Here is a 23,643-nt window from a genome sequence, read left to right on the forward strand (position 1 = left end):
TAAAAAAGCGAGAGAATTTCTTCCCTCACTCCAATTAATTCTATTTCATTTTTAAGGATTTTTTATTAATACTACTGTTCATTGACACGATTTGACATAGAGCCTAAATAATTTTTCACAAATAAAAAGCATACAGTGAATTAACACTATATGCTTTGATTTCTATATTAATAGCGATCCATATGTTTATTGATAACAATCGAGTTTATCAGCGATAAGAGTAGCGATATAAAAATCGCTGCTCCTAAACTAGAGAAAGCAAAATTTTGTTCACCGACTATGACTGAGGTCAACTTTAACATCATCCCATTAATCACGAAACTGAACAAGCCAAACGTGATTAAAGTAATCGGTAATGACAAAATATGAAGAATCGGCTTCACTAAAAAGTTCAATGCCGATAACACAATACTTGCCACAATTGCTATTACAAAACTATTCACGTAAAACATTGATGGGAATAACACTGATAATGATATAAACGCCAATGTATTAATAATCAGACGTTGAAAATATGTCACTAAAAGTCACTCCAGTCATCTTCTTCTACTTTTTGTGCTTCCTTACGAGGTCGTTTTGCTCTTCCTCTTTTTGATGATTCATCATATGGATAATCGTATCCTTCGTATGGTGAGCGTGTTTGACGCGGTTTATTTGATGCTGGGACGATTAAAGCTAAAATAATATACAACACGATTGGAGAACCAAATGTAAACATTGATAAAATCACATAGATGATTCTGACTAATGTTGGATCGATATTGAAATATTCTGCAATTCCAGCCAAAGTTCCGGTTAATACAATATTATTATTTGATTTAGTCAATTTTCTATTCATTCTTAATCACTCCATCTATTAGTCATTATCTTTTAAGTAAATACTTCCTGTTGTTGTATTTAAAGATAATTGAATTATTTCTTCTTCTTCACGAACAAACTCAACCATTTGATTCATTCGCTCTTTTTTCTCTTTCAAGATATCAATGTCTTCCAAACGATTTTTAATTGAGCCAAAGTTTGTTTGACAATCTGCTTGAATACCTGCTTGTTTGGCAAGGGAGACTTTAATATCACCATTTACCACAGTTGCTTTGATTTTTTTAGGTTTTAAATCAGTCGATGTCACTTTGATTGTACCATTAATTAATGACACACTTGTGTGTTCAATAGATGCTTTACTCACCACTTCGCCATTAACTGTTTGAGCAATAAAATCAACAATCTCACTATTTTCTACTTTAATGTCACCATTTACACCTTCAACTTCTAACATAGTTGCTTTGACGTCAGATGCTTTAATTTTACCATTAGTTGATTTTAAGAACACATCACCTAATAACATATCTTCTATTTTAATATCACCATTTAACATTTTTACTGATACATGGTCAAATAGGTGTTTTGGTAAATAAAATTCTAATTCACAATTTAATCGTTTGTTTGGAATTTGGAATGAAATATTCTCTTCATCTACTATGATTTCACTGCGTTCGATAAATGCTTCAAATGGCGTGTTATTATTTAATTTACCATAGAACTTCACATTCGCAATAACTTTTACATCTGACTGGTCCCATGTTTTAAACTTAACTTTACCATTTGCTACTTTTACATCAATTAAGGTTGCCGTGCTATTTGGATATAAAAACTCATGTGTGAATGAATGTGAGCTAACTCCTGGTACTTTAATATTCACGTCTTTCCATTCAACATTATCTGATACGGTTGAACTAACAACATCCACTGTTTTTTTCAAGAATTCACCAAAGTATTTTCCTACTTCTTCTACTTTGCCTGTTGCCTGATTTATTTTTTCGTTTGTTTGCTCCTTCCACTCTTTTGGAATATCAAAACCTAAAATAGATTCTGTTTCTTGTGTATCATGTCGTTCTTTTTTAATAGATTTTAATTCTTCATTTAACTCAGCTTTTTCAGCAGTTAACTGAACGTCAGTTTCTTTTAAATAGGCTAAATCTTTTTTTAGTTGTTCACGTTCTGCTTCTTTTTCAGCTGTTAATGTTTCCAAATCTTCCATTGTATCAAACACCATTAATTGTTCTTCAATTTCTCGAATGTCTTGTCTTAATCCTTGAATTTTAACAGTTAACTCATCATATTCAACTGATTTTCTATTTTCTTCTTCTGCTAATCTCTCTAATATTTTTTCTAATGCTTCACTATCGTTATAAGTCGTTTCTTTTTTCTCATCAACTGTTGTGTGTTTAACTTGTTTGGCTTCAGCATCAATTAATTTTTCATCTTTTTCAGTCGCAATGTTTTCTAATAAAACAAGTCCCTCTTCTGTTGTTAAAATACCTTTTTTAACTAAGTCTAAAATTCTTTCACGTTCGTTCATCGTATATCCTCCTCTTAACATCTCTATCTATACATTTCTAACCTACACTCATATTATGTCTCATTTTTATATAAATGTCATAGGACTTGAGATTGATTTATGACTGTATATGAAGACTTATTCCATTATCATCCTAATCAAAACCACCAGTGAAAACTGGCTGTTTTTCTTATGCATCACATTTACTCTCGAAACCTAAAATGGTTACTTATTTCTTTTTATTTTTCTCTCCTGTGAACGGATCATATTTTTCAAATAATGTAAGCTGATCTGCTACATAATCTTTTTGAATTTGATTTCTTATGTATTTTTCAATTTGCTTTTTATTTCTTCCAACCGTATCTACATCATAACCTCGATACCAAAATTTTCTGTTTCCATAACGATCTTTTAGCTCTGCATGTCTATCAAAAATCATTAACCTACTTTTTCCTTTAAATAACCTATAAAACCGGAAACACTAAGTTTAGGTGGAATGCTTACTAACATATATATATGGTCCTTACAGCCATTAGCTTCTATGATTTCAACACCTTTTCTTTCGCATAAATCGCGCAATATTTCTCCAACACTTTTCTTATATTTTCCATAGATTATTTAGCGTCTATATTTCGGTGCAAAAACGATGTGATACTTACATTTCCATGTTGTGTGTGATAAACTTTAATTGTCCTTTTTCATAAGGAACCTCCTTGTGATTTGATAGTTTGTGGTTGGGAAACCAAGTCTATTTTATCATTTTAGGAGGATTTTTTAATACCACGCTGGAAGCTCTTTAGAACTACCCGCATAGCCGATGGTTTTCAATACATATAAAAAATAAAAACCTTAAAATCAACTTTAAGGTTTTTTATCTAACGGTTATTAAAATGAGAGGATTGAAGAAGGATCAATAAATCCACTCCATAACCCTGAACTGATACCAAAATGCAAATGGGCACCAGTAGAATTACCAGTTGAGCCAACTGTTCCAATTGTTTCACCAGCTTGAACCACTGATCCAACGCTTGTTCTAATATTTGTCATATGCATGTAGTAAGTAAATAAACCATTATCATGTAAAATAATTACGTGGTTACCAGCACTTGGATGATAGCTTGCTTCAACAACTTCACCTGCTCTAGATGCTAAAATAGGTGTGCCAGCACCAATTGCTAAATCAATTCCATCATGGTGACTACCTGAATAACCAGTCGGATCAGGTCTTGATCCAAACCTACTAGTAACAGTATATCCACCAGCTAACGGTAAAGCAAAACCACCCTGACTTGGCAAAGACACCACTTCATTTGGTTTCTCATCTGACTGATTATTATTACTTTGTCCGATGGCACTAGATGGTTTTGATGGTGAAATGCTATCTTGTGCTTCTAATTGTTTTTCTTCAGCTTCTTTTTGTTCTTTTTTACGTTGCTCTTCTAGCTCTTTCTTAGCCGCTTCTTTTTTTTCAGAAAGTTCTTTTAAGCGTTTTTTATTCTCTTCGGCAATACGTTCTGCTTCTTCTTTTTGTGATTGTAATGCAGATTTATTACCAGATTCTTTTGATAATTCTTTCAGAATCGTTTCTGCTAGAGCAACCTGTGTTGCTTTATTTTGTTCTAATGTTTCTTGTTTTGTTTTTAGTTCTTCAGCTGTTTTGTTAACTTCATCAACCTTTTTACTCAAAGTTGCCTTTTTCTTATCAAGGGCTACTTGATCCTTTTTTTGTGCTTCCATTACATCCTTATTAGCAGAAACTAACTTAGTATAAGCCACAGTACGACTCAACGCATCTGATATTGATTCAGAATCTAACACAATATTCATTAAATCTTGGTCTTCCTGATTTATTTGTGCTGATCTTGCTTGATTTTCAACTTGTTTGTTACGTTTTTCGATGATTACTTTTAACTCATCAATTTCTTTTGTTAATTCATTAATCTCTTTTTCTAATAATGCTTTTTCCGATAAAATCTTATCTATATCTGAATCGATTTTACTAATTGTAGCATTCAATTCTTCTAACGATTTATCTGATTCATTTTTCTTTGATGTTAAGTCATCTATTTTTTTTTGCGCATTTTCTATTTTTTTATCAACAGTCTCAGCTTTAATAACTGCTGGGCAGACAAATCCAGATAGTGTTGTGGTTAATAAGGTTACGGCAATGGCTTTTTTAAATCTCATCTATCTTTTAACTCCGATTCTATCTTTATTTATACTATAAACTATAACATAGTTTATTCATACTTTTGTTACAAAAAAATTACATTTTTTTAGGTAACTGTCATTTTCTTGAGATTTACTGTCATATAATAAAATATCATAAAAAAACCGTTATAAAATAACGATTTTTTATGATGTTAATTGTGTTTTTGCTTGGTCAATTTGTTGTAAAACTTGCATAAACCCTGTCCCACCATAACTATTGCGTCTTTCGACTGCCGTTTTAGATTGTAATACGTCATAAATATCATCTTCTATCAAGTCAGATAATTCTTTATAACGGGACAATGGAACGTCTTGTAAAAAGTTTCCTGATTGCGTACATTCTAAGACAAGAGAGCCTACAATTTCGTGTGCTTTTCTAAAAGGAATCCCTTTAGTGGCCAGATAATCAGCTAGTTCAGTCGCATTTGAAAAATCTTTTTCTGTTGAATACAACATTCTTTCTTCGTTTACTGTCATACTTTCTAGCATGCCTGCCAATATATCAATCGACACCGAAATTGTTTCCACCGTATCAAACATACCTTCTTTATCTTCTTGTAAATCTTTATTATATGCTAAAGGAAGTGACTTCATCACTGTTAAAAGTGAAAACAGATTACCATAAACTCTACCTGTTTTACCACGGATTAACTCTGCCATATCAGGATTTTTTTTCTGCGGCATAATAGAAGACCCTGTAGAAAAGGTATCTGATAACGTAATATATTGACATTCATTTGAACACCATGATACAAGTTCCTCACAAATTCGAGACATGTGCATCATTAGTAAGCTCGCATTCGTTAAAAACTCTACAATAAAATCACGATCAGATACAGCGTCTAACGAATTGGTATAAATTGCTTCAAAGCCCATTAACTCAGCAGTCAATTCTCTATCAATTGGGAAGGTTATCCCTGCTAGAGCTGCAGCACCTAATGGCGAAATATCAGTATGTGAAATATTAAATTCAAAACGCTCACTGTCACGAGTAAACATACTATAATATGCCATATAGTAGTGACCTAAAGAAATCGGTTGGGCATGTTGCAAATGCGTATAACCTGGCATGATCGTTTTAACGTGTTTCTCAGCAAGAGCCACTAAGACATGGCGTAAATGACTTAGTCTCTCAATAATATCACCTAAATGATATTTTAGGTAAAGATGCATGTCAGTTGCAACTTGATCATTTCGTGAACGAGCAGTGTGCAACTTTCCCGCAACTGCCCCTACTTTTTGAGTTAACAATACTTCGATATTCATATGAATGTCTTCATTCGTCACATCAAAAACAAGTTTTCCTTCATTGTACTCTGCTAATAACTCTTCTAAACCTTTAACTAATATTTCAGCTTCTACTAAATCAATGATGCCAGTTTGCCCAAGCATTTTAGCATGTGCAATTGACCCTTTAATATCAAACTCTGCCATTTTTTGGTCAAATGTGATAGATGCACCAAACTCTTCAACCCAGCTCTCTAAACTTTGTTCAAATCTACCGCCCCATAGTTTTTCATTTTTCATTGAATTACTCCTCTGGGTCATTGACTTCTGCATTAACTTTTGTTGGTAAGCCCCATAATTTGATAAAACCAATGGCAGCATCTTGATCAAATGTATCTGCACTTGTATAAGTTGCTAAGTTTTCATCATATAATGAGTTTGGTGATTTTCTTGCGACAACTGTGGCATTGCCTTTATATAATTTCACTTTGGCTGTTCCGTTCACCACTTTTTGCGTTTCTTTAATATACGCCAAAATTGCTTGAGTGGCTGGATTAAACCATAAAGCATTGTAAATTAAGTTTGATAATTCATTTTCTAAGATTGGTTTAAAGTGAGATACTTCGCGAACCAATGTTAAATCTTCAATTTCTTTGTGAGCAGTTAATAATGCAATAGCTCCTGGGCACTCATATATTTCACGAGATTTAATACCAACTAAACGATTTTCTACATGGTCAATTCGTCCAACACCATGTTTACCTGCCAATACATTTAATTCTTGAATTAACTCTGCTAAGCTATATTTTTTCCCATTGATACTTACTGGTACACCTTGTTCGAACGTAATGTCTACATACTCAGATGTGTCTGGTGCATTCTCTGGAGAAACAGTTAAAGCATATGCTTCTTCTGGTGCTTCATTCCAAGGATTTTCTAATACACCACATTCATTCGCACGTCCCCATAAGTTTTGGTCAACAGAATAAGGATTGTGTAAAGCAGCTGGAACTGGCACACCATTTTCTTTTGCATAATTAATTTCTTCTTCACGAGACCATTTCCATTCACGAACTGGAGAAATCACTTTAAGTTTGGGATCCAGTGAAGCAATTGCGACTTCAAAACGAACTTGGTCATTTCCTTTTCCTGTACAACCATGAGCAATCACTGTTGCATCAACTTGATGAGCTAATTCAACTAATTTTTTTGAAATTAACGGACGACTTAAGGCTGAAACCAATGGGTATTTTTGTTCGTAGTAAGCATGTGCTTGTAAAGCTAGTAAAACAAACTCCGTCGCAAACTCTTCACGAACATCAATCACATATGATTCAATATCACCTACTGTCAACTATTTTTCTTTAATAAAATCTAAATCTTTCCCTTCATCCACATCTAAACACACTGCTACTACATCATAATCTTTTTTTAACCAACTAATCGCAATAGATGTATCTAATCCACCAGAATAGGCTAAAACTACTTTTTCTTTTGTCATATTATCTTCCTCCATTTACACTATTTAAATTATGTTCAATATTATCCGTTTTAAAACGTAAAGTAAACATGTTTATTCATTAATTAACGCAAAAATTAATATTCACCCATTTTAAGCCTATTTTTATGAATATTACTTTGATTCAAATGCATAAAAAAATCCATTAAGATAGTTGTTAGATATCTTAATGGATTTTTTTTATTCATCTTCGTGCATCGTTTCAGCTAATTCGGAAATTTTTCCAGTTCGTAAGTAGATGATCCACTCACAAATATTACATACATAGTCACCAATTCTCTCTAAATAACCAGCAACTTGTAAATAATCAGCACCAACAATAACCGTTTCGGTATCTTGTTCCATTGCTTTAATTGAATGACGATAAATTGACTTGAAGTAATCATTCGTCACACGATCACTTTGTGCTATGGTAATAGCTTTATCACTGTCAGTATGAATATATGCATCTAAAACTGAGCTCACCATCCCCATAACGTGTGTCGCCATGTCAGAAATCTCATCTTCGATAGACAGAACACGTTTTGTTCCCTTTAGACGAATCGTTGCCTTAGCAATCGATACAGCATGGTCTCCCATTCTTTCTAGGTCAGAACTTGCTTTCATAATAGTCACAATTCGTCTTAAGTCCGTCGTAACAGGTTGTTGCAGAGCAATCATCTCAAAACTTTTCTTTTCTAATCCTAATTCTTGTGCATTAATTTCACTATCAGCTTCAATTACTTCTTTAGCTAATGATTTATCATGATCAATAAATGCACGAACAGAGTTACTGATTGCGACGTTTACATCATTACCCATTTTTTCAAATTTATCATGTAGGTTTTGTAAATCTTCTTCAAATTGACTTCTAAGCATCTCTTCATCTCCTTTATAATCTGTTTTACACGTACCTTAACCGAATTTACCGGTAATATAATCTTCTGTTTCTTTTTCGCTTGGATTTAAGAATATTTTTTTTGTTTTATCGTATTCTATTAAGTCACCATTTAAAAAGAAAGCTGTTTTATCAGAAATACGTGATGCTTGCTGCATGTTATGTGTCACCATAATCATTGTATAATCATTCTTTAATTCTAACAGCATATTTTCTATTTTACCACTAGAAACCGGATCAAGAGCACTAGTTGGCTCATCCAGTAAAATCACTTCAGGCTGAACAGCTAGTACACGTGCAATACACACTCGTTGTTGTTGTCCTCCTGATAAAGAAAGAGCACTCTTATTTAATTTATCCTTTACATCGTCCCATACAGCTGCAGCTTTTAAACTTTCTTCCACTATTCGATCTAATTCTTCTTTTGTATGCTTTCCTTCTAAACGCAATCCGTAAATAACATTTTCATAAATACTAAATGGAAATGGATTAGGTTGTTGGAATACCATTCCTATTTGTTTTCTTAATGTCACAATATCCGTTTTTGGACTATAGATATCACTATCTTTATAAGTCACTTTTCCTGTAATTGTAACAGACGGGATTAAGTCGTTCATACGGTTTAACGTTCTTAAAAATGTAGACTTTCCACAACCAGATGGACCAATTAATGCCGTAATGCCACCTTGATCAAAGTCCATTGTAATTCCCTTTAAAGCCTCATTCTTCCCATAATATAAATGCAAATCGTTTGATTCTATTATTGACATAACGTTCCTCCTTAACCAAAGTGACCTGAAACATAATCTTCAGTAGCTTGTATTTTTGGTCGCGTAAAGATTTTTTTCGTTTGATCATATTCTAATACTTTTCCCATATAAAAGAACGCAGTATAGTCACTAATACGAGATGCTTGTTGCATATTATGCGTAACAATGACAATCGTATAGTCTTCTTTTAAGTTAATCAATGTCTCTTCTACTTTACTAGTAGAAATAGGATCTAGTGCACTAGCGGGCTCATCTAATAGCAAAATATCTGGTTTCATGGCAATCGCACGTGCAATACACAATCTCTGCTGTTGTCCTCCTGATAAAGCTAACGCACTTTTATGCAAATTATCTTTTACTTGATCCCACAGTGCTGCCTGTTTCAAACTTGTCTCTACGACTTCATCCAATATTTTTTTATCTTTTTGTCCGTGTCGTTTTAAGGCAAAGGTAATATTTTCATAAATGGACTTACTGAAAGGATTAGGTCTTTGAAAAACCATCCCGATATGTTTTCTCATCTCATAAACATCTACTTTCGATGAATTGATATCGGTATTTTTATAAATAATATCACCTGTTACTTTCGTTCCACCTATTTGATCATTCATACGATTTAAAGAACGCAAATATGTTGATTTACCACAACCTGAAGGGCCAATAAGTGAGGTGATTTTATTTTTTTCGAATTGTAATGATACTCCTTTTATAGCTTCATTTGTACCATACCAAACATGTATATCTTTTGTTTCTAATGCAATATCTTGCTCATTCTCATTCAGTTTTATAATATGCGTATCATCAGTGTTATAAGTTTTCATCTAAATCCCCAATCTAAGCTGATGTAATTTTTTTGTGCAATTTTTTACCTAAGAAGCGTGCTAGAAAGTTAAATAATAAAACAGCGATAATTAAAACAGCAGAAGCTCCTGCTGATACTTGAGGCCCATCTGGCATATTTCCCTCACTATTAATCTTCCAAATATGGACCGCTAACGTTTCTGCTTGTCTAAAGATATTTAATGGACTAGAAATACTTAATGGATTCCAATTTGTAAAGTCTAATGCCGGTGCACTTTGTCCTGCTGTGTAAATTAATGCAGCGGCTTCACCAAAGATACGACCTGCTCCTAAAATGACCCCTGTTAAAATACCTGGTAATGCTTCTGGAATCACCACACGTGTAACAGTTTCCCAACGAGATAAACCAAGAGCTAATCCAGCTTCTCTTTGTGTATAGTGAACGGCTTTTAAAGACTCTTCTACGTTTCTTGTTAAAAGTGGTAAATTGAAAAATGTTAATGCTAACGCTCCTGAAATAATTGAAAAACCTAAGCCAGCTTGAATAACAAAAATCAAGAAACCAAACAAACCAACAACAACTGAAGGAAGCGAACTTAGTACCTCAATGGCTGTACGGATGGCGTTGGTAAAAAAGTTTTTCTTGGCGTACTCTGATAAATAAATACCAGCTCCTAATGAGATAGGAATACTAATTAACATTGTAATGATTAATAAATAGAACGAGTTAAACAACTGAATACCTATTCCACCACCTGCTTGAAAGCTTTTAGAAGGTGTTGTTAAAAAACTCCAGCTGATATGGGGTAAACCACGACCTAAAATGTACAAAATTAAGCTAGCTAAGATTAATGTAATAACACCGGCAATAGCGTATAACACACCTGTTGCGATTTTATCTGCTTTTTTAGCATTCATTATTTCATTTCTCCTTTTTTACCAATTAGTCGCGTTACAATATTAAAAAATAGAGACATTAATAACAATAGTAAAGCTAATGACCAAAGTGCATTATTTTCCAGTGTTCCCATAACAGTATTACCAATTCCCATAGTTAATACACTTGTAAGAGTTGATGCTGGTGTGATTAAATTATGCGGCATAAGTGACGCATTACCAATAACCATTTGAATCGCTAATGCTTCACCAAATGCTCGTGCCATACCAAATACAACTGCTGTTAAAATCCCCGGTACCGCTGCTCTTAATACAACTTTATAAATTGTTTGCCAACGCGTTGCTCCTAAGGCTAATGACGCTTCTCGATAATGTCGAGGGACTGCTCTTAGGGCATCTACTGTCATAGAGGTTACAGTTGGTAAAATCATAACAAATAAAACAAACGTACCAGCTAAAATACCAAAACCAGATCCACCAAACACACCACGAACAGCTGGTACTACAACTGATAAGCCGATAAAACCATAAACAACTGATGGAATACCAACTAATAACTCAATAACTGGTTGCAATACTTTTGTTCCAAGTTTAGGCGATATCTCCGTCATAAAAACTGCTGCTCCTATGGCAAAAGGCGTTGCAATAATCGCTGATAAAAGAGTGACGATAAATGATCCTGCAATCATTGGTAATGCTCCTACCAATGGCTTACCAGATTCACTCAATGATCCTGGATTCCATTCCTTTCCAAAAAGGAAATCAAAGACATTTACTTTGTCTTTAAAGAACGTTGCCAATCCTTTACTTGCGACAAAATAAAATATTGCGACAACGACAACAACAATAAATAAAATGGCGATAAAACTAATCATCTTGCCAAATTGTTCCAACTTTGCTTTTTTCGATTTTTTTAGCAACTTGCTTTGAATATCTTCCAAAAATTTATCCTCCTATGAAACAACAATTTTTATTTGGAAATTTTTTGAATATTACCTTCAACATCGCGTTCCACTTGCATCTGTGAAACGGGTATATAACCTAGTTTAGGGACAATATTCTCTTGCACTTCATCTGACAACATATACTCTAGAAAATCTTTTGTTAAGCCTTCAGGTTCACCTTTTGTATACATATGTTCATAAGACCAGATAGTCCATTTATTGTCTTTAACATTGTCTTCAGTTGGTTTAACCCCATCAATATTTAATGTTGCAACATCTTTTGTGACATAAGAAAACGCCACATAACTAATTGCACCTGGTGTTGTGCTGACGATTTGACGAACCATTCCAGTTGAATCTTGTTCTTGAGACCCTTTTGGCTGTTTTCCGTCTAATACCCATTGTTCAAATGTGTGACGACTACCACTTCCTGCAGCACGATTAATCAAAACGACATCTTGATCTTTTCCGCCAACTTCCTTCCAATTTGTAATTTCACCTGTAAATATTTTTCTTAAATTTTCCATTGTAATATCTGAGACGCCAACTTCTTTATTGACAATTGGTGTCAATCCAACAATTGCAACTTTATGGTCAACTAATAGTTTACTGTCAATACCTTCTTTTTCTTCTGCAAATAAATCTGAATCTCCTATTTGTACGGCTCCGGCTTGAACTTGACTTAGCCCAGTTCCACTACCACCACCTTGTACATTAATAAATTTACCTAAATGATTACTACTATATTGTTCACCAGCAGCCTCAACAAGTGGTTGCATGGCAGACGATCCAACAGCATTTATCGATTCTCCATTATCAACTGCTCCACATCCAGTAACAGTCAGTATGAATCCAACTGATGCGATCATTTTTAACACTCTTTTCACGAATGTCCCCCCTAAATTTTTACAAAAAATTTACATATTGAAATAGTTCCTGACTTATCTCATGATAAACATATAATTTAGTAACATAAATTGCAAGTCTTTTTACATTTAATTTACAATGAAAACGCTTTACAAAAATTATATTAAAAACAAACAAAAAACTCTCATAAAATAACGAAAAACGATAGAAAATATTCTACCGTTTTTGACATATTTATCCAAAAAATCAACATTCCATAATTTCTTTTAAATAATAGCCAGTATAGCTTTCTTCTACTTTAATAATATCCTCAGGTGTTCCAGTAGCAATGATTGTGCCACCGCCCTCTCCACCTTCTGGCCCTAAATCAATGACGTAGTCTGCTGTTTTTATGACGTCTAGATTATGTTCAATAACTAGAACAGTATTTCCACTATCTACCAAGCGATTTAGTACTTCAAGTAAGCGACTGATATCTTCTGTATGAAGACCTGTTGTCGGTTCATCTAATATATAGAAATTTTTACCTGACGAGCGTTTATGTAACTCACTTGCTAACTTCATACGTTGCGCTTCCCCACCAGATAGGGTAGTTGCTGATTGACCTAGTTTGACATAACCAAGTCCGACATCAACAATCGTTTGAAGTTTTCGATGAATTTTAGGAATTGCTTGGAAAAATTCCACGGCATCTTCCACTGTCATTTCTAAAATCTCAGCAATGTTTTTTCCTTTATATCGAACTTCTAGTGTTTCAGAATTATAGCGTTGTCCATGACACACTTCACATGGTACATAAACATCTGGTAAGAAATGCATTTCGATTTTGATGATTCCATCACCTCGACATGCTTCACATCTTCCGCCTTTCACATTAAAACTGAAACGACCTTTTTTATAACCACGTGTTTTAGCTTCATTTGTTTTAGCAAATAAATCACGTATATCATCAAACACACTCGTATAAGTTGCCGGGTTACTTCTTGGTGTTCGTCCAATCGGACTTTGGTCAATATCAATGATTTTTTCAATCGATTCATAGCCTGTAATCTTATCAAACTTACCAGGTTTAGCTGAATTACGATTAATTTTTTGAGCCAGAGCTTTCTTTAAAATCGTATTAACCAATGTACTCTTTCCAGAACCAGACACACCAGTAACTGCGACAAATTTACCCATTGGAAACTCAACAGACAGATTTTTCAAGTTATTTTCTTTTGCACCAGTGATTTTCACACTTTCTCCATTGCCTTTACGTCGTTCTTTTGGTACGTCGATTTTTCTCTGACCTGATAAATATTGACCTGTCAGTGAATTCTTATCTTTTTCCACTTCTTCAGGTGTTCCGGCTGAAATAATTCGTCCACCTTGCTCTCCTGCTCCAGGTCCGATATCAATTAAATAATCAGCTGCTCTCATCGTGTCTTCATCATGTTCCACCACAACTAACGTATTGCCTAAATCACGCATTTTCTTCAATGAATCAATCAAACGATTATTGTCTCGTTGATGTAACCCAATAGATGGCTCATCTAAAATGTATAAAACCCCTGAAAGATTTGAACCAATCTGGGTTGCTAAGCGAATACGTTGTGCTTCTCCACCAGACAGTGTTCCGGCTGAACGGCTAAGAGTCAAATAGCCTAATCCAACGTTTTCTAAGAAACTCAATCTATCTCTAATTTCTTTTAAAATTGGTTGTGAAATCATTGTATCTTGTTCGCCAAAGTTTAGCTCAGACATATAGTTTAACGAATGATTCACTGATAATTCACTGATTTCTCCAATATGTTTTCCATCTATTTTCACTGATAAAGCTTCTTTATTTAAACGATAGCCCTGACACGTTTCACACGTTAATTCAGTCATATATAGCTTCATTTGTTCTCTCGTGTAATCACTATTTGTTTCGTGATAACGGCGATTTATATTAGTCAAAATCCCTTCAAATGGAATATCAACATCACGCACGCCACCAAATTCGTTTTTATAATGAAAATGGAAGGTCTTTTCTCCTGATCCTCTAAATAATAATTCCTTTTGCTCTTTAGTCAGATCTTTAAATGGTGTATCAAAATCAATGCCAAATTGCTCGCAAGCTTGCTCTAACATATTGGGGTAATAATTTGAGCTGATTGGATTCCACGGTGCAATTGCCCCTTCACGTAATGTTTTCATCTCATCTGGAACAATCAAGTCTGCATCAACCTCTAATTTAACACTCAATCCATCACACTCTGGACACGCTCCAAATGGTGTATTAAATGAGAACAATCGAGGCTCAATATCACCAACTGTAAAACCACAATAAGGACAAGCATAATGTTCGCTAAATAGCATCTCTTCTTGATCCATGACATCAACCAATACATACCCGTCTGCTAATCGTAAGGCAAGTTCAAGTGAGTCAAATAGTCTTGAGCGAACGCCATCTTTTATAACAATACGGTCAACGATAATTTCAACATCATGCTTTTTATTTTTTTCTAACTCTGGCACTTCAGAAATGTCATAGGTTTTCCCATCAACTCTCACTCGGACAAACCCATCTTTTTTGATTTTTTCAAATACTTTTTTGTGTTGTCCTTTTTTTCCACGAATGAGTGGTGCTAGAATTTGAATTCTCGTTCTTTCTTCTAACTCTAACAACTTATCTGTCATTTGTTCCGGAGACTGACTACTAATTTTCGTGCCATCATTTGGACAAATAGGCTCACCTACTCGAGCAAATAATAGTCTTAAATAATCATTTATCTCTGTGACGGTCCCAACCGTTGATCGTGGATTTTTACTGGTTGTTTTTTGGTCGATTGAAATTGCTGGACTCAACCCATCAATACTATCAACATCTGGCTTGTCCATTTGCCCTAAAAATTGTCGTGCGTATGAGGACAAACTTTCGACATAACGACGTTGCCCTTCAGCGTATAACGTGTCAAATGCTAATGAACTTTTTCCTGAGCCAGAAAGCCCCGTAATCACGACGAGTTTATCTCTTGGAATCGTTACATCTATGTTTTTTAAATTATGTGCTCTTGCACCATGTATTACTATTTTGTCATTTGCCATCTGATTTATCTCCTATTTACCTGCTTTTAATTCGAGTAATGTGTCCCTAAGTGTTGCCGCTTTTTCAAAGTCTAACGCTTTAGCCGCATCTTTCATTTGCAATTCGATATCTAATAAAACAGCTTCTTTACCTTCACTATCCATTGCATTATATTGATCTTTGATTGATACTACTTCGACTGATTCATCTTCACTCTCTTTTGTAATGCGAATCAAATCACGAATATCTTTCTTAATCGTTTTTGGTACAATACCATGTTCGGCATTATATTCTTCCTGAATGGTACGACGACGACTTGTTTCAGACATTGCTCGCTCCATTGAGTCTGTAATCTTGTCAGCATACATAATAACTTTACCATCGGCGTTTCTTGCGGCACGTCCAATCGTTTGAATAAGTGAGCGTTCACTACGTAAGAACCCTTCTTTATCAGCATCAAGTATCGCAACAAGTGATACTTCTGGGACGTCTAATCCCTCACGCAATAAGTTAATCCCAATTAAAACATCAAACTCACCTAATCGTAAATCGCGAATAATTTCTGTTCTTTCAAGTGTTTTTATGTCACTATGTAAATATTTTACTTTAATTCCTAATTCTTTAAAATAATCCGTTAAGTCTTCTGACATTTTTTTAGTCAATGTCGTTATAAACACACGTTCATTTCGTTCCACACGTTCATATATTTCCCCAACTAAATCATCAATTTGCCCCATGATTGGTCTTACTTCAATCACTGGATCGAGTAAACCAGTTGGTCTAATAATTTGTTCTACAATGTCATCTGTTTGTTCCATTTCATATGGCCCAGGAGTAGCAGACACATACATAATTTGGTCCACTTTTTCTTCAAATTCTTCTAATCTAAGTGGTCGGTTATCTAACGCACTAGGTAATCTAAACCCATAGTCCACTAACATTTGTTTTCTTGCTCTATCCCCGTTATACATGCCCCTAATTTGTGGCATCGTCACGTGGGATTCATCAACCATAATCAGAAAATCATCAGGGAAGAAGTCAATCAACGTAAACGGTGCTTCTCCTTCACTTCGACCATCCATATGTCGTGAATAATTTTCAATACCAGAACAATAGCCCATCTCACGCATCATCTCGATATCATAGTTCGTCCGTTGCTCTAATCGCTGAGCTTCTAATAATTTTTCTTCACTTCTTAATTCTTTAAGTCGGTCATCTAATTCTTTTTGGATTTTAGCGATGGCTTCTTCTAAATGCTCTTCGTTTGTCACAAAGTGTGTCGCAGGGAAAATTGCTATGTGCTCTCTATCACCAATAATTTCACCTGTTAAGGCATTAAACTCTCTAATACGGTCAATTTCATCACCAAAAAATTCAATTCTTAAAGCAAAGTCATCTTTTGACGCTAAAAATATCTCGACAACATCACCACGTACACGGAAACGCCCACGCTGAAAATCTATGTCATTGCGCTCAAATTGAATATCAACTAAATTTCTAAGGAGTTGATTGCGTTCCATTTCCATTCCTTCACGTAAAGAAAGAACCTGATTTTGATATTCTCTAGGATCTCCCAATCCATAAATACAAGACACAGATGCCACGACAATCACATCATTTCGCTCTAATAGGGAACTGGTCGCTGAATGGCGTAATTTATCAATCTCATCATTGACACTGGAATCTTTTTCAATATACGTATCACTTGAAGGAACATATGCTTCTGGTTGGTAGTAATCGTAATAACTCACGAAATACTCTACTGCGTTATTTGGAAAAAATTCTTTAAACTCACTATATAATTGTCCGGCAAGTGTTTTGTTATGCGCAATAATCAAAGTTGGTTTATTAACCTCTTTTATTACATTAGACATGGTGAACGTTTTACCAGAACCTGTTACCCCCATTAATATTTGGGCTTTTTCATTATCTTCTATATTCTTTACTAATTGCTTAATCGCTTCCGGTTGATCCCCAGCCGGTTCGTATTTTGACACTAAATCAAAGGTATTGTTTGTTTGTCTATCAATCATGCTGAAACTCCTTTAGATTTACTTATTTTCTCAATTTTATCATACCGAACATACTTTCGCAAAACAGTTCGCACTAGAAAAAAATAATCGATTTAGTGTTATTTTGAAGAATGTTGGAGTAGAATGGAAATAAAAGAAAGGTGTGGTTACATGGTTAAATCTATTTCAAATGAACAAGTCAAACATATGGAGCAAAAATATCTTGCTAATCGTGAGCATTTATTAAGCCAACGTGCAGTGATGAAAAATGGTATTTTAGCCTCATCAGAAAATCAAAAAGCAGTTGTTGAAAACAATCCCGTTTTCTCTATCGACTTAGATACAGGAAACGTGACAAATCAAAAACAAAGTGGTCGTTGTTGGATGTTTGCAGCCCTTAATACATTCAGACATGATGTCTTAAACAATCATCACATCAAAGACTTCGAATTATCTCAAAACTATACGTTTTTCTGGGATAAATTTGAAAAAGCAAATTATTTCTATGAAAATATCATCAAAACAAGTAATCAAGAATTAACTAGTCGTGAAGTGGCATTCTTACTTGCAACCCCTCAACAAGATGGTGGCCAATGGGATATGTTAGTAGCGATTATCCAAAAATATGGGATTGTGCCAAAAACAATCATGCCTGAAACAAACAGTAGTTCAAGCAGTCGTGAGTTAAATACTTACTTAAATAAAAAATTAAGAAAAGATGCCTTAACATTAAGAACATTAATTACTAATGGCGCCTCTGAATCAGAAGTGGAAACACGTAAAATTGAATTGCTACAAGAAATCTATAACTTATTAAGTACCTCTCTAGGTACACCACCAACAGAATTTGATTATTCATATTATGATACAGATGGAAATTATCATTTAGAACAAGGGCTAACTCCTACTTCTTTCTATGATAAATACATTGGAACTGACTTAAATGATTATGTCAGCATTATCAATGCTCCAACAAAAGACAAACCTTACAATCAAGTCTATACAGTTGATATGTTAGGAAACGTCGTTGGCGGTAAAGAAGTTCGTCACTTAAACGTTGATATTGAAACATTTAAAAACTTAGCTATCGCACAATTAAAAGATGGCGAAAGTGTTTGGTTTGGTTGTGATGTTGGCCAATCGTCAACAAGAGATACTGGTATTATGGCAACTGATATTTATAGTGTACAAGATACATTAGATATTAATTATGATATGAGTAAAGCAGAACGTTTAGATTATGGTGAAAGCTTAATGACTCATGCAATGGTCTTAACAGGCGTGAATTTAATTAATGACAAACCAACTAAATGGAAAGTTGAAAACAGTTGGGGAGATAAAGTTGGGACGAAAGGCTATTTTGTCATGAGTGATGATTGGATGAGTGAGTATACTTATCAAGTCGTTGTGAATAAAAAATATCTTTCAGATGACTTAAAAGAAGTACTTAAAAAAGATGATGTAACAGTTTTAGCCCCATGGGATCCAATGGGTGCTTTAGCATAAAATAAAAGAGTTAACCACCTAATACGTGGCTAACTCCTTTTTCTATTTAAGTTGTGATTTAATCAAGTTTTGAACACGCACTAATTCTGCTTGAGGAATTTCTTGATAAGAAATGCCATCAATCATAACGCCTTCTCCTTGAAGTGTTTCACTCTGAACATTTTTAAAACTGTCACGATACTTCATGGCTATATCAAACATTTCTTCTGGTTCTAAATCTGTCTTCATATTATTTTCAATTGCTTTTAAAATTTCTTTGTACCGTTTAACACCTGTAAAACCTAATGCTTTATTGGCAATCGCTTCGATAACTTGTTGTTGACGAGCTTGACGACCATAATCACCATTAGGGTCTTCATATCGCATACGAGTATAGGCAAGTGCTTCTTCACCGTTTAATTTGATTGGACCTTTTTTAAATGTCATACCATCTTGCTCAAATTCAAATTTGTTTGTGACCTCTACTCCATCAACCGCATTGACCAATTCTTCAAATCCCTTCATATTGATCCAAACATAATGATTTAATTTCATATCTAACAAATTGTCTACTGTATCCATCGCCATTTTAGCTTGTCCATATGCATAAGCATGAGCCACCTTTTCAACCGTATCATGCCCAACAATCTCTGTTCTTGTATCACGTGGAATACTAATTAAGGTCGTTTTCTTTTCTTTAGGATTTACTGTTGCCACAAGCATTGTATCAGAACGCCCCACATCGTTACGTCCAAAATCACCTGTATCTATTCCTAACAGTAATACTGAAAATGGTTGACCTTCTTGAATATTCTTATCATCAGGTCGTCCTTTGACTGGTGCACTTACTTTGTTTGCAACATCTTTTACATCAAAATAAGTTTTAGCTAAGAAAATGCCTGTTCCTGCCAAAATCACAAGTAAAATTGTTAATAAGGCAATTACCGTTTTTTTTAATCCACTTGATTTCTTTTTTACTTTTTTGTGTCTTCTTGAATTATTGTCCATTATGCATCTCCCAAAATACTATAATTTAATAAACTAATTTTACCATACTGACTAATATAATTCTCGGTGTTTTAGGGAAACCTTAAAAAAATTTTAAAATTTACTAATTTTTTAGCGCTTTTTCTAAACCCGTAACGGCTAATTCAATATTTTTGGGATGAGTTGCAAGATTAATTCGAATAAATGTTCCAGTATTTTTCCCAAACCATTCACCGTAATCTATCGCTATTTTAGCCTTTTCTTGCATAACTTCTTTCATTTTGTCTTGTGTAATATATGCGGACAAATCAATCCAAGATAAATAAGTTCCTTGTTTTTCATAGACAATCGCTTCTGGTAATAATTCATTTAACCGTGTTTTCATCAACTTGAAGTTTCCATCGATTGTCATATTAAGTTCACTTAACCACTGTTTTCCGTACTCGTAGCTTGTTTGTGTGGCAATAACACCCATCAAACTTGTTGGATTATTAATTATCGTCTTGATAAATTCATCATAACTTGCTCTTAAATCCGTTGAAGGAATAAAAATATGTGAATGAAGTAAACTAGCTAAGTTAAATGATTTTGATGCAGCATTCACCACAATCAATTTGTCAAAATCTACACCCTCTACGCCTAAATAACTAGTAAACGTATGACCTTTTGCTACAAAATCTTGATGAATCTCATCTGAAATTAACAAAACATCATATTTTTGACAAATATCAGACACAATATTTAATTCTTCAACTGTCCACACACGTCCAACTGGATTATGCGGCGAACAAAAAATTAACGCTTTGACGTTTTCTTTTTTAATTTTTTCTTCCATCTCTTCATAATTAATCTCATATCTACCTTTATTAATCACCAAATCAGATGTCACTAATTTGCGTTTATTATCATTAACCACATTATAAAACGGGTAATATACTGGTGAAAAAATCATGACAGCTTCTTGTTCTTTTGTAAAACATTGAATTAAGTAATGAAGTGAATTTACTACACCTGTCGTAAAACGTAACCAATCTTTTTCAACTTCAACATTGTGCTGATTTTTTTGCCAAGATTTCACTGCTTGGTAATATGAATCAGGTACTACAGAATAACCAAAAACACCATGATTGATTCTTTCAATCATTTTATTTTGAACCTCTTCGGGAATTTTAAAATCCATATCTGCTACCCACAAAGGAAGTAGTCCTTCACTTCCAAAACGTTCTGTAACCCCATCCCATTTTAATGAGTCTGTTTGATGACGATCAACATAATACTTATCATAAAAATTTGTCATGTCTTTTTTGCACTCCTTTTTTAGGTAATATCTTATTCTATCATATATCACAATCAATAAAAAAGGAGTTATTTTTATACCATAACAGAAAGGGTTGATTAAACTATAAATTAGGTTTAAAATAAAGTTAAATTAGGTTTACCTAAAAAAGGAAGTGAGATTATGAAAACTTTATTAAATTTAAACCTTAATGACCAAGCAACTATTTCTCACATCTCTCATCCAGATGCAGATATGAAACAACGACTATATGACTTAGGTTTCTATCCTGGAACACCTGTCAAAAAATCACTAATCAGTCCAAAAAGTGATCCGATTGCTTACCGTTTGAGAGGAACAACTATTGCATTAAGAAACTCTGATGCACAATATGTGGAGGTGTATAACGATGACAACTGAAGAAAAAGAATTCTTTGTTGTTGAGCGTAAAAAAGAGTCTGATGTTGTGATTACATTAGCTGGAAACCCTAACGTGGGTAAAAGCTCAGTTTTTAACGAACTAACTGGACTAAGACAACATACTGGAAATTGGCCTGGAAAAACCGTTGATTTAGCTCAAGGACGAACTGAATTTGAGGGACAAGGATTTATTTTGGTTGATTTACCTGGTACCTATTCCCTATCAGCTCACTCAGCTGAAGAAGAAGTCGCACGAGATTTCATTCAATCAAATGAATCCCAAGCAACTATCGTTGTCTGTGATGCAACAAGTCTAGAACGAAATCTAAATCTAGTATTGCAAATCATGCAACTGACACCAAATGTTATTGTGTGTGTCAATTTACTAGATGAAGCGAAAAAGAAAAAAATCCATATTAATTTAGAAAAACTACAAGAATTACTTGGTATACCGGTCGTTGGAACATCAGCTGTAAAAAAACAAGGTCTCGATACCTTAATGAAAAAAACAAAAGGTGTGATTGATGGAGAAATTACGTCGAATCCATTTATGATGGAAGCTTTGCAACAAATCCATGCTGATAAAGAAACTGAAACACTAGCAATTGTAGATAGAGCAAGTGTCATTGCAAAAGAAGTCACGATATTTGAAGATAAAAACTTTGATTTAAAAGACCAAAAATTAGATAAGCTTCTCACACAAAAAAGCACTGGTATTCCTATTATGATTTTATTATTAATTCTTATCTTTTGGTTTACGATTGAAGGAGCGGATGGTCCTTCAGATTTTCTAGCCGATAATTTTGACAAATTTGGTAATTGGCTTATGGCTATCACAACGAGTTGGGGTGTCCCACATATTATCCGTGATGTGTTGATTAATGGCGTTTATAAAGTTCTATCAACTGTGGTTGCAGTGATGTTGCCACCTATGGCTATCTTTTTCCCATTATTCACGTTATTAGAAGATTTTGGTTACTTACCTCGTGTTGCATTTAATTTAGATAAACATTTTCAAAAAGCCGGAGCCTGTGGGAAACAAGCATTAACCATGTGTATGGGATTTGGGTGTAACGCAGCTGGGGTTGTTGGGGCTAGAATCATTGATTCTCCTAGAGAAAGACTTATTGCCATTATTACAAATAATTTTGTACCATGTAACGGTCGATTTCCTATTTTGATTACAGTTATCACCGTCTTCTTTACTGGAGGAGCAGTTGGACTTTTAGGCTCTATCCAATCAGCGGTCTTTTTAACAGGCATCATTTTACTCGGCGTGTTTACTACGATTATGGTTTCTCGTTTATTATCAAAAACTGTCTTAAAAGGTATACCATCTTCTTTTACTTTAGAACTACCACCTTATAGAAAACCACAAGTGGGACAGGTTATTGTTCGCTCAATTTTTGACAGAACCTTATTTGTTTTATGGCGTGCTATTATTGTTGCAGCACCGGCTGGTTTAGTTATTTGGGTATTAGCCAATGTATCTATCGGAGATCAATCTATTTTACAAAGCGTGACAGAGTTTATTGATCCTTTTGCTCGGCTTATGGGATTAGATGGTACTATTTTAATGGCTTTTATATTAGGACTGCCTGCTAATGAAATTGTTATTCCTATTATGATTATGGGTTACATGGCAACTAGTACTATTACAGACTTTAGCTCTCTAGATCAATTCAGACAACTTTTATTAAGTAATGGTTGGACTTGGTTAACCGCTATGAATGTCATTTTATTTACTCTTTATCATTGGCCATGTTCTACTACTCTTCTTACAATTTATAAAGAAACAAAAAGTAAAAAATGGACGTTCGCTTCATTTATTATTCCAACTATCATCGGTGTTGGCATGACGATGTTAACAACTGCTATAGCGCATTTGTTTCATTTAATTTAATACACAAAAAATTGGCTCTTTGTCAACTACTGTTGGTAAGAGTTAAAACGTTAGAATTTAGGA

General features: G+C 34.2%; 18 protein-coding genes and 2 pseudogenes. 3 read left to right on the plus strand and 17 right to left on the minus strand.

Annotated elements, in window-relative coordinates:
• Window positions 1-167: 167 nt before the first annotated feature.
• From DW196_RS10155 to uvrB, 15 genes and pseudogenes are all read right to left on the minus strand, one after another.
• Window positions 168-521: a phage holin family protein gene (locus tag DW196_RS10155; protein ID WP_118251174.1), complete on the minus strand. Its 354-nt coding sequence runs from the start codon at window positions 519-521 to the stop codon at window positions 168-170.
• Window positions 521-838 carry a PspC domain-containing protein gene (locus DW196_RS10160; RefSeq protein WP_071456639.1) on the minus strand — a complete coding sequence of 106 codons (318 nt, stop codon included), beginning with the start codon at window positions 836-838 and terminating at the stop codon, window positions 521-523. Before DW196_RS10160 ends, DW196_RS10155 begins: the two co-directional genes overlap by 1 nt.
• A gap of 18 nt (window positions 839-856) precedes the next feature.
• Window positions 857-2,356: a daptomycin-sensing surface protein LiaX gene (liaX, locus tag DW196_RS10165; RefSeq protein ID WP_118251175.1), complete on the minus strand. Its 1,500-nt coding sequence runs from the start codon at window positions 2,354-2,356 to the stop codon at window positions 857-859.
• A 208-nt stretch (window positions 2,357-2,564) separates the two neighbouring features.
• A pseudogene (gene tnpA, locus DW196_RS10170) lies at window positions 2,565-2,983 on the minus strand (IS200/IS605 family transposase).
• 237 nt (window positions 2,984-3,220) lie between these two features.
• On the minus strand, window positions 3,221-4,522 hold the full coding sequence (locus tag DW196_RS10175; protein ID WP_118251176.1) for a murein hydrolase activator EnvC: 1,302 nt from the start codon (window positions 4,520-4,522) through the stop codon (window positions 3,221-3,223).
• Window positions 4,523-4,690: 168 nt separating this feature from the next.
• On the minus strand, window positions 4,691-6,073 hold the full coding sequence (gene argH / locus DW196_RS10180) for an argininosuccinate lyase (protein ID WP_118251177.1): 1,383 nt from the start codon (window positions 6,071-6,073) through the stop codon (window positions 4,691-4,693).
• Between the two features lie 4 nt (window positions 6,074-6,077).
• Window positions 6,078-7,274, minus strand: a pseudogene (locus DW196_RS10185) (argininosuccinate synthase).
• A gap of 198 nt (window positions 7,275-7,472) precedes the next feature.
• Window positions 7,473-8,150, minus strand: coding sequence for a phosphate signaling complex protein PhoU (gene phoU, locus DW196_RS10190; protein ID WP_118251178.1), 678 nt, complete (start codon window positions 8,148-8,150; stop codon window positions 7,473-7,475).
• A 36-nt stretch (window positions 8,151-8,186) separates the two neighbouring features.
• Window positions 8,187-8,939 (minus strand): phosphate ABC transporter ATP-binding protein PstB, encoded by a 753-nt coding sequence (gene pstB, locus DW196_RS10195; protein ID WP_071456633.1) that lies wholly within the window; start codon window positions 8,937-8,939, stop codon window positions 8,187-8,189.
• Window positions 8,940-8,950: 11 nt separating this feature from the next.
• Complete coding sequence (gene pstB, locus DW196_RS10200) at window positions 8,951-9,760, minus strand: phosphate ABC transporter ATP-binding protein PstB (protein WP_118251179.1); 810 nt, start codon at window positions 9,758-9,760, stop codon at window positions 8,951-8,953.
• A 13-nt stretch (window positions 9,761-9,773) separates the two neighbouring features.
• Window positions 9,774-10,658, minus strand: a complete 885-nt coding sequence (pstA, locus tag DW196_RS10205) for a phosphate ABC transporter permease PstA (protein WP_071456631.1) — start codon at window positions 10,656-10,658, stop codon at window positions 9,774-9,776.
• Complete coding sequence (gene pstC, locus DW196_RS10210) at window positions 10,658-11,578, minus strand: phosphate ABC transporter permease subunit PstC (RefSeq protein WP_118251180.1); 921 nt, start codon at window positions 11,576-11,578, stop codon at window positions 10,658-10,660. The genes pstA and pstC overlap by 1 nt, the downstream gene beginning before the upstream one ends.
• Before the next feature lie 29 nt (window positions 11,579-11,607).
• The gene (locus tag DW196_RS10215) at window positions 11,608-12,450 is read right to left on the minus strand and encodes a phosphate ABC transporter substrate-binding protein PstS family protein (RefSeq protein ID WP_187363596.1); all 843 of its coding nucleotides are present in this window, start codon (window positions 12,448-12,450) and stop codon (window positions 11,608-11,610) included.
• 244 nt (window positions 12,451-12,694) lie between these two features.
• Entirely contained in the window at window positions 12,695-15,517 is a 2,823-nt protein-coding gene (gene uvrA, locus DW196_RS10220; RefSeq protein WP_118251181.1) for an excinuclease ABC subunit UvrA, read from the minus strand.
• A gap of 12 nt (window positions 15,518-15,529) precedes the next feature.
• Window positions 15,530-17,530: an excinuclease ABC subunit UvrB gene (uvrB, locus tag DW196_RS10225; protein WP_118251182.1), complete on the minus strand. Its 2,001-nt coding sequence runs from the start codon at window positions 17,528-17,530 to the stop codon at window positions 15,530-15,532.
• A 150-nt stretch (window positions 17,531-17,680) separates the two neighbouring features.
• On the opposite strand from uvrB, the gene DW196_RS10230 reads away from it, so the two are divergent.
• The gene (locus DW196_RS10230) at window positions 17,681-19,015 is read left to right on the plus strand and encodes a C1 family peptidase (RefSeq protein ID WP_118251183.1); all 1,335 of its coding nucleotides are present in this window, start codon (window positions 17,681-17,683) and stop codon (window positions 19,013-19,015) included.
• Between the two features lie 42 nt (window positions 19,016-19,057).
• Here the strand turns inward: DW196_RS10230 and DW196_RS10235 are convergent, their stop codons facing one another.
• Both DW196_RS10235 and DW196_RS10240 read right to left on the minus strand, forming a co-directional pair.
• A complete protein-coding gene (locus DW196_RS10235) occupies window positions 19,058-20,002 on the minus strand; it encodes an LCP family protein (protein ID WP_118251184.1) in 945 nt (314 codons plus the stop codon).
• 103 nt (window positions 20,003-20,105) lie between these two features.
• Window positions 20,106-21,278 (minus strand): MalY/PatB family protein, encoded by a 1,173-nt coding sequence (locus DW196_RS10240; RefSeq protein WP_118251185.1) that lies wholly within the window; start codon window positions 21,276-21,278, stop codon window positions 20,106-20,108.
• 162 nt (window positions 21,279-21,440) lie between these two features.
• Between DW196_RS10240 and DW196_RS10245 the strand changes: the two genes are divergently transcribed.
• Window positions 21,441-21,677, plus strand: coding sequence for a FeoA family protein (locus DW196_RS10245; protein WP_071456624.1), 237 nt, complete (start codon window positions 21,441-21,443; stop codon window positions 21,675-21,677).
• The gene (feoB, locus tag DW196_RS10250) at window positions 21,667-23,580 is read left to right on the plus strand and encodes a ferrous iron transport protein B (RefSeq protein WP_199566570.1); all 1,914 of its coding nucleotides are present in this window, start codon (window positions 21,667-21,669) and stop codon (window positions 23,578-23,580) included. The genes DW196_RS10245 and feoB overlap by 11 nt, the downstream gene beginning before the upstream one ends.
• Window positions 23,581-23,643 lie beyond the last annotated feature (63 nt).

Origin of the sequence: Vagococcus sp. AM17-17, assembly GCF_003471765.1 — a bacterium.
GTDB lineage: Bacteria > Bacillota > Bacilli > Lactobacillales > Vagococcaceae > Vagococcus > Vagococcus teuberi.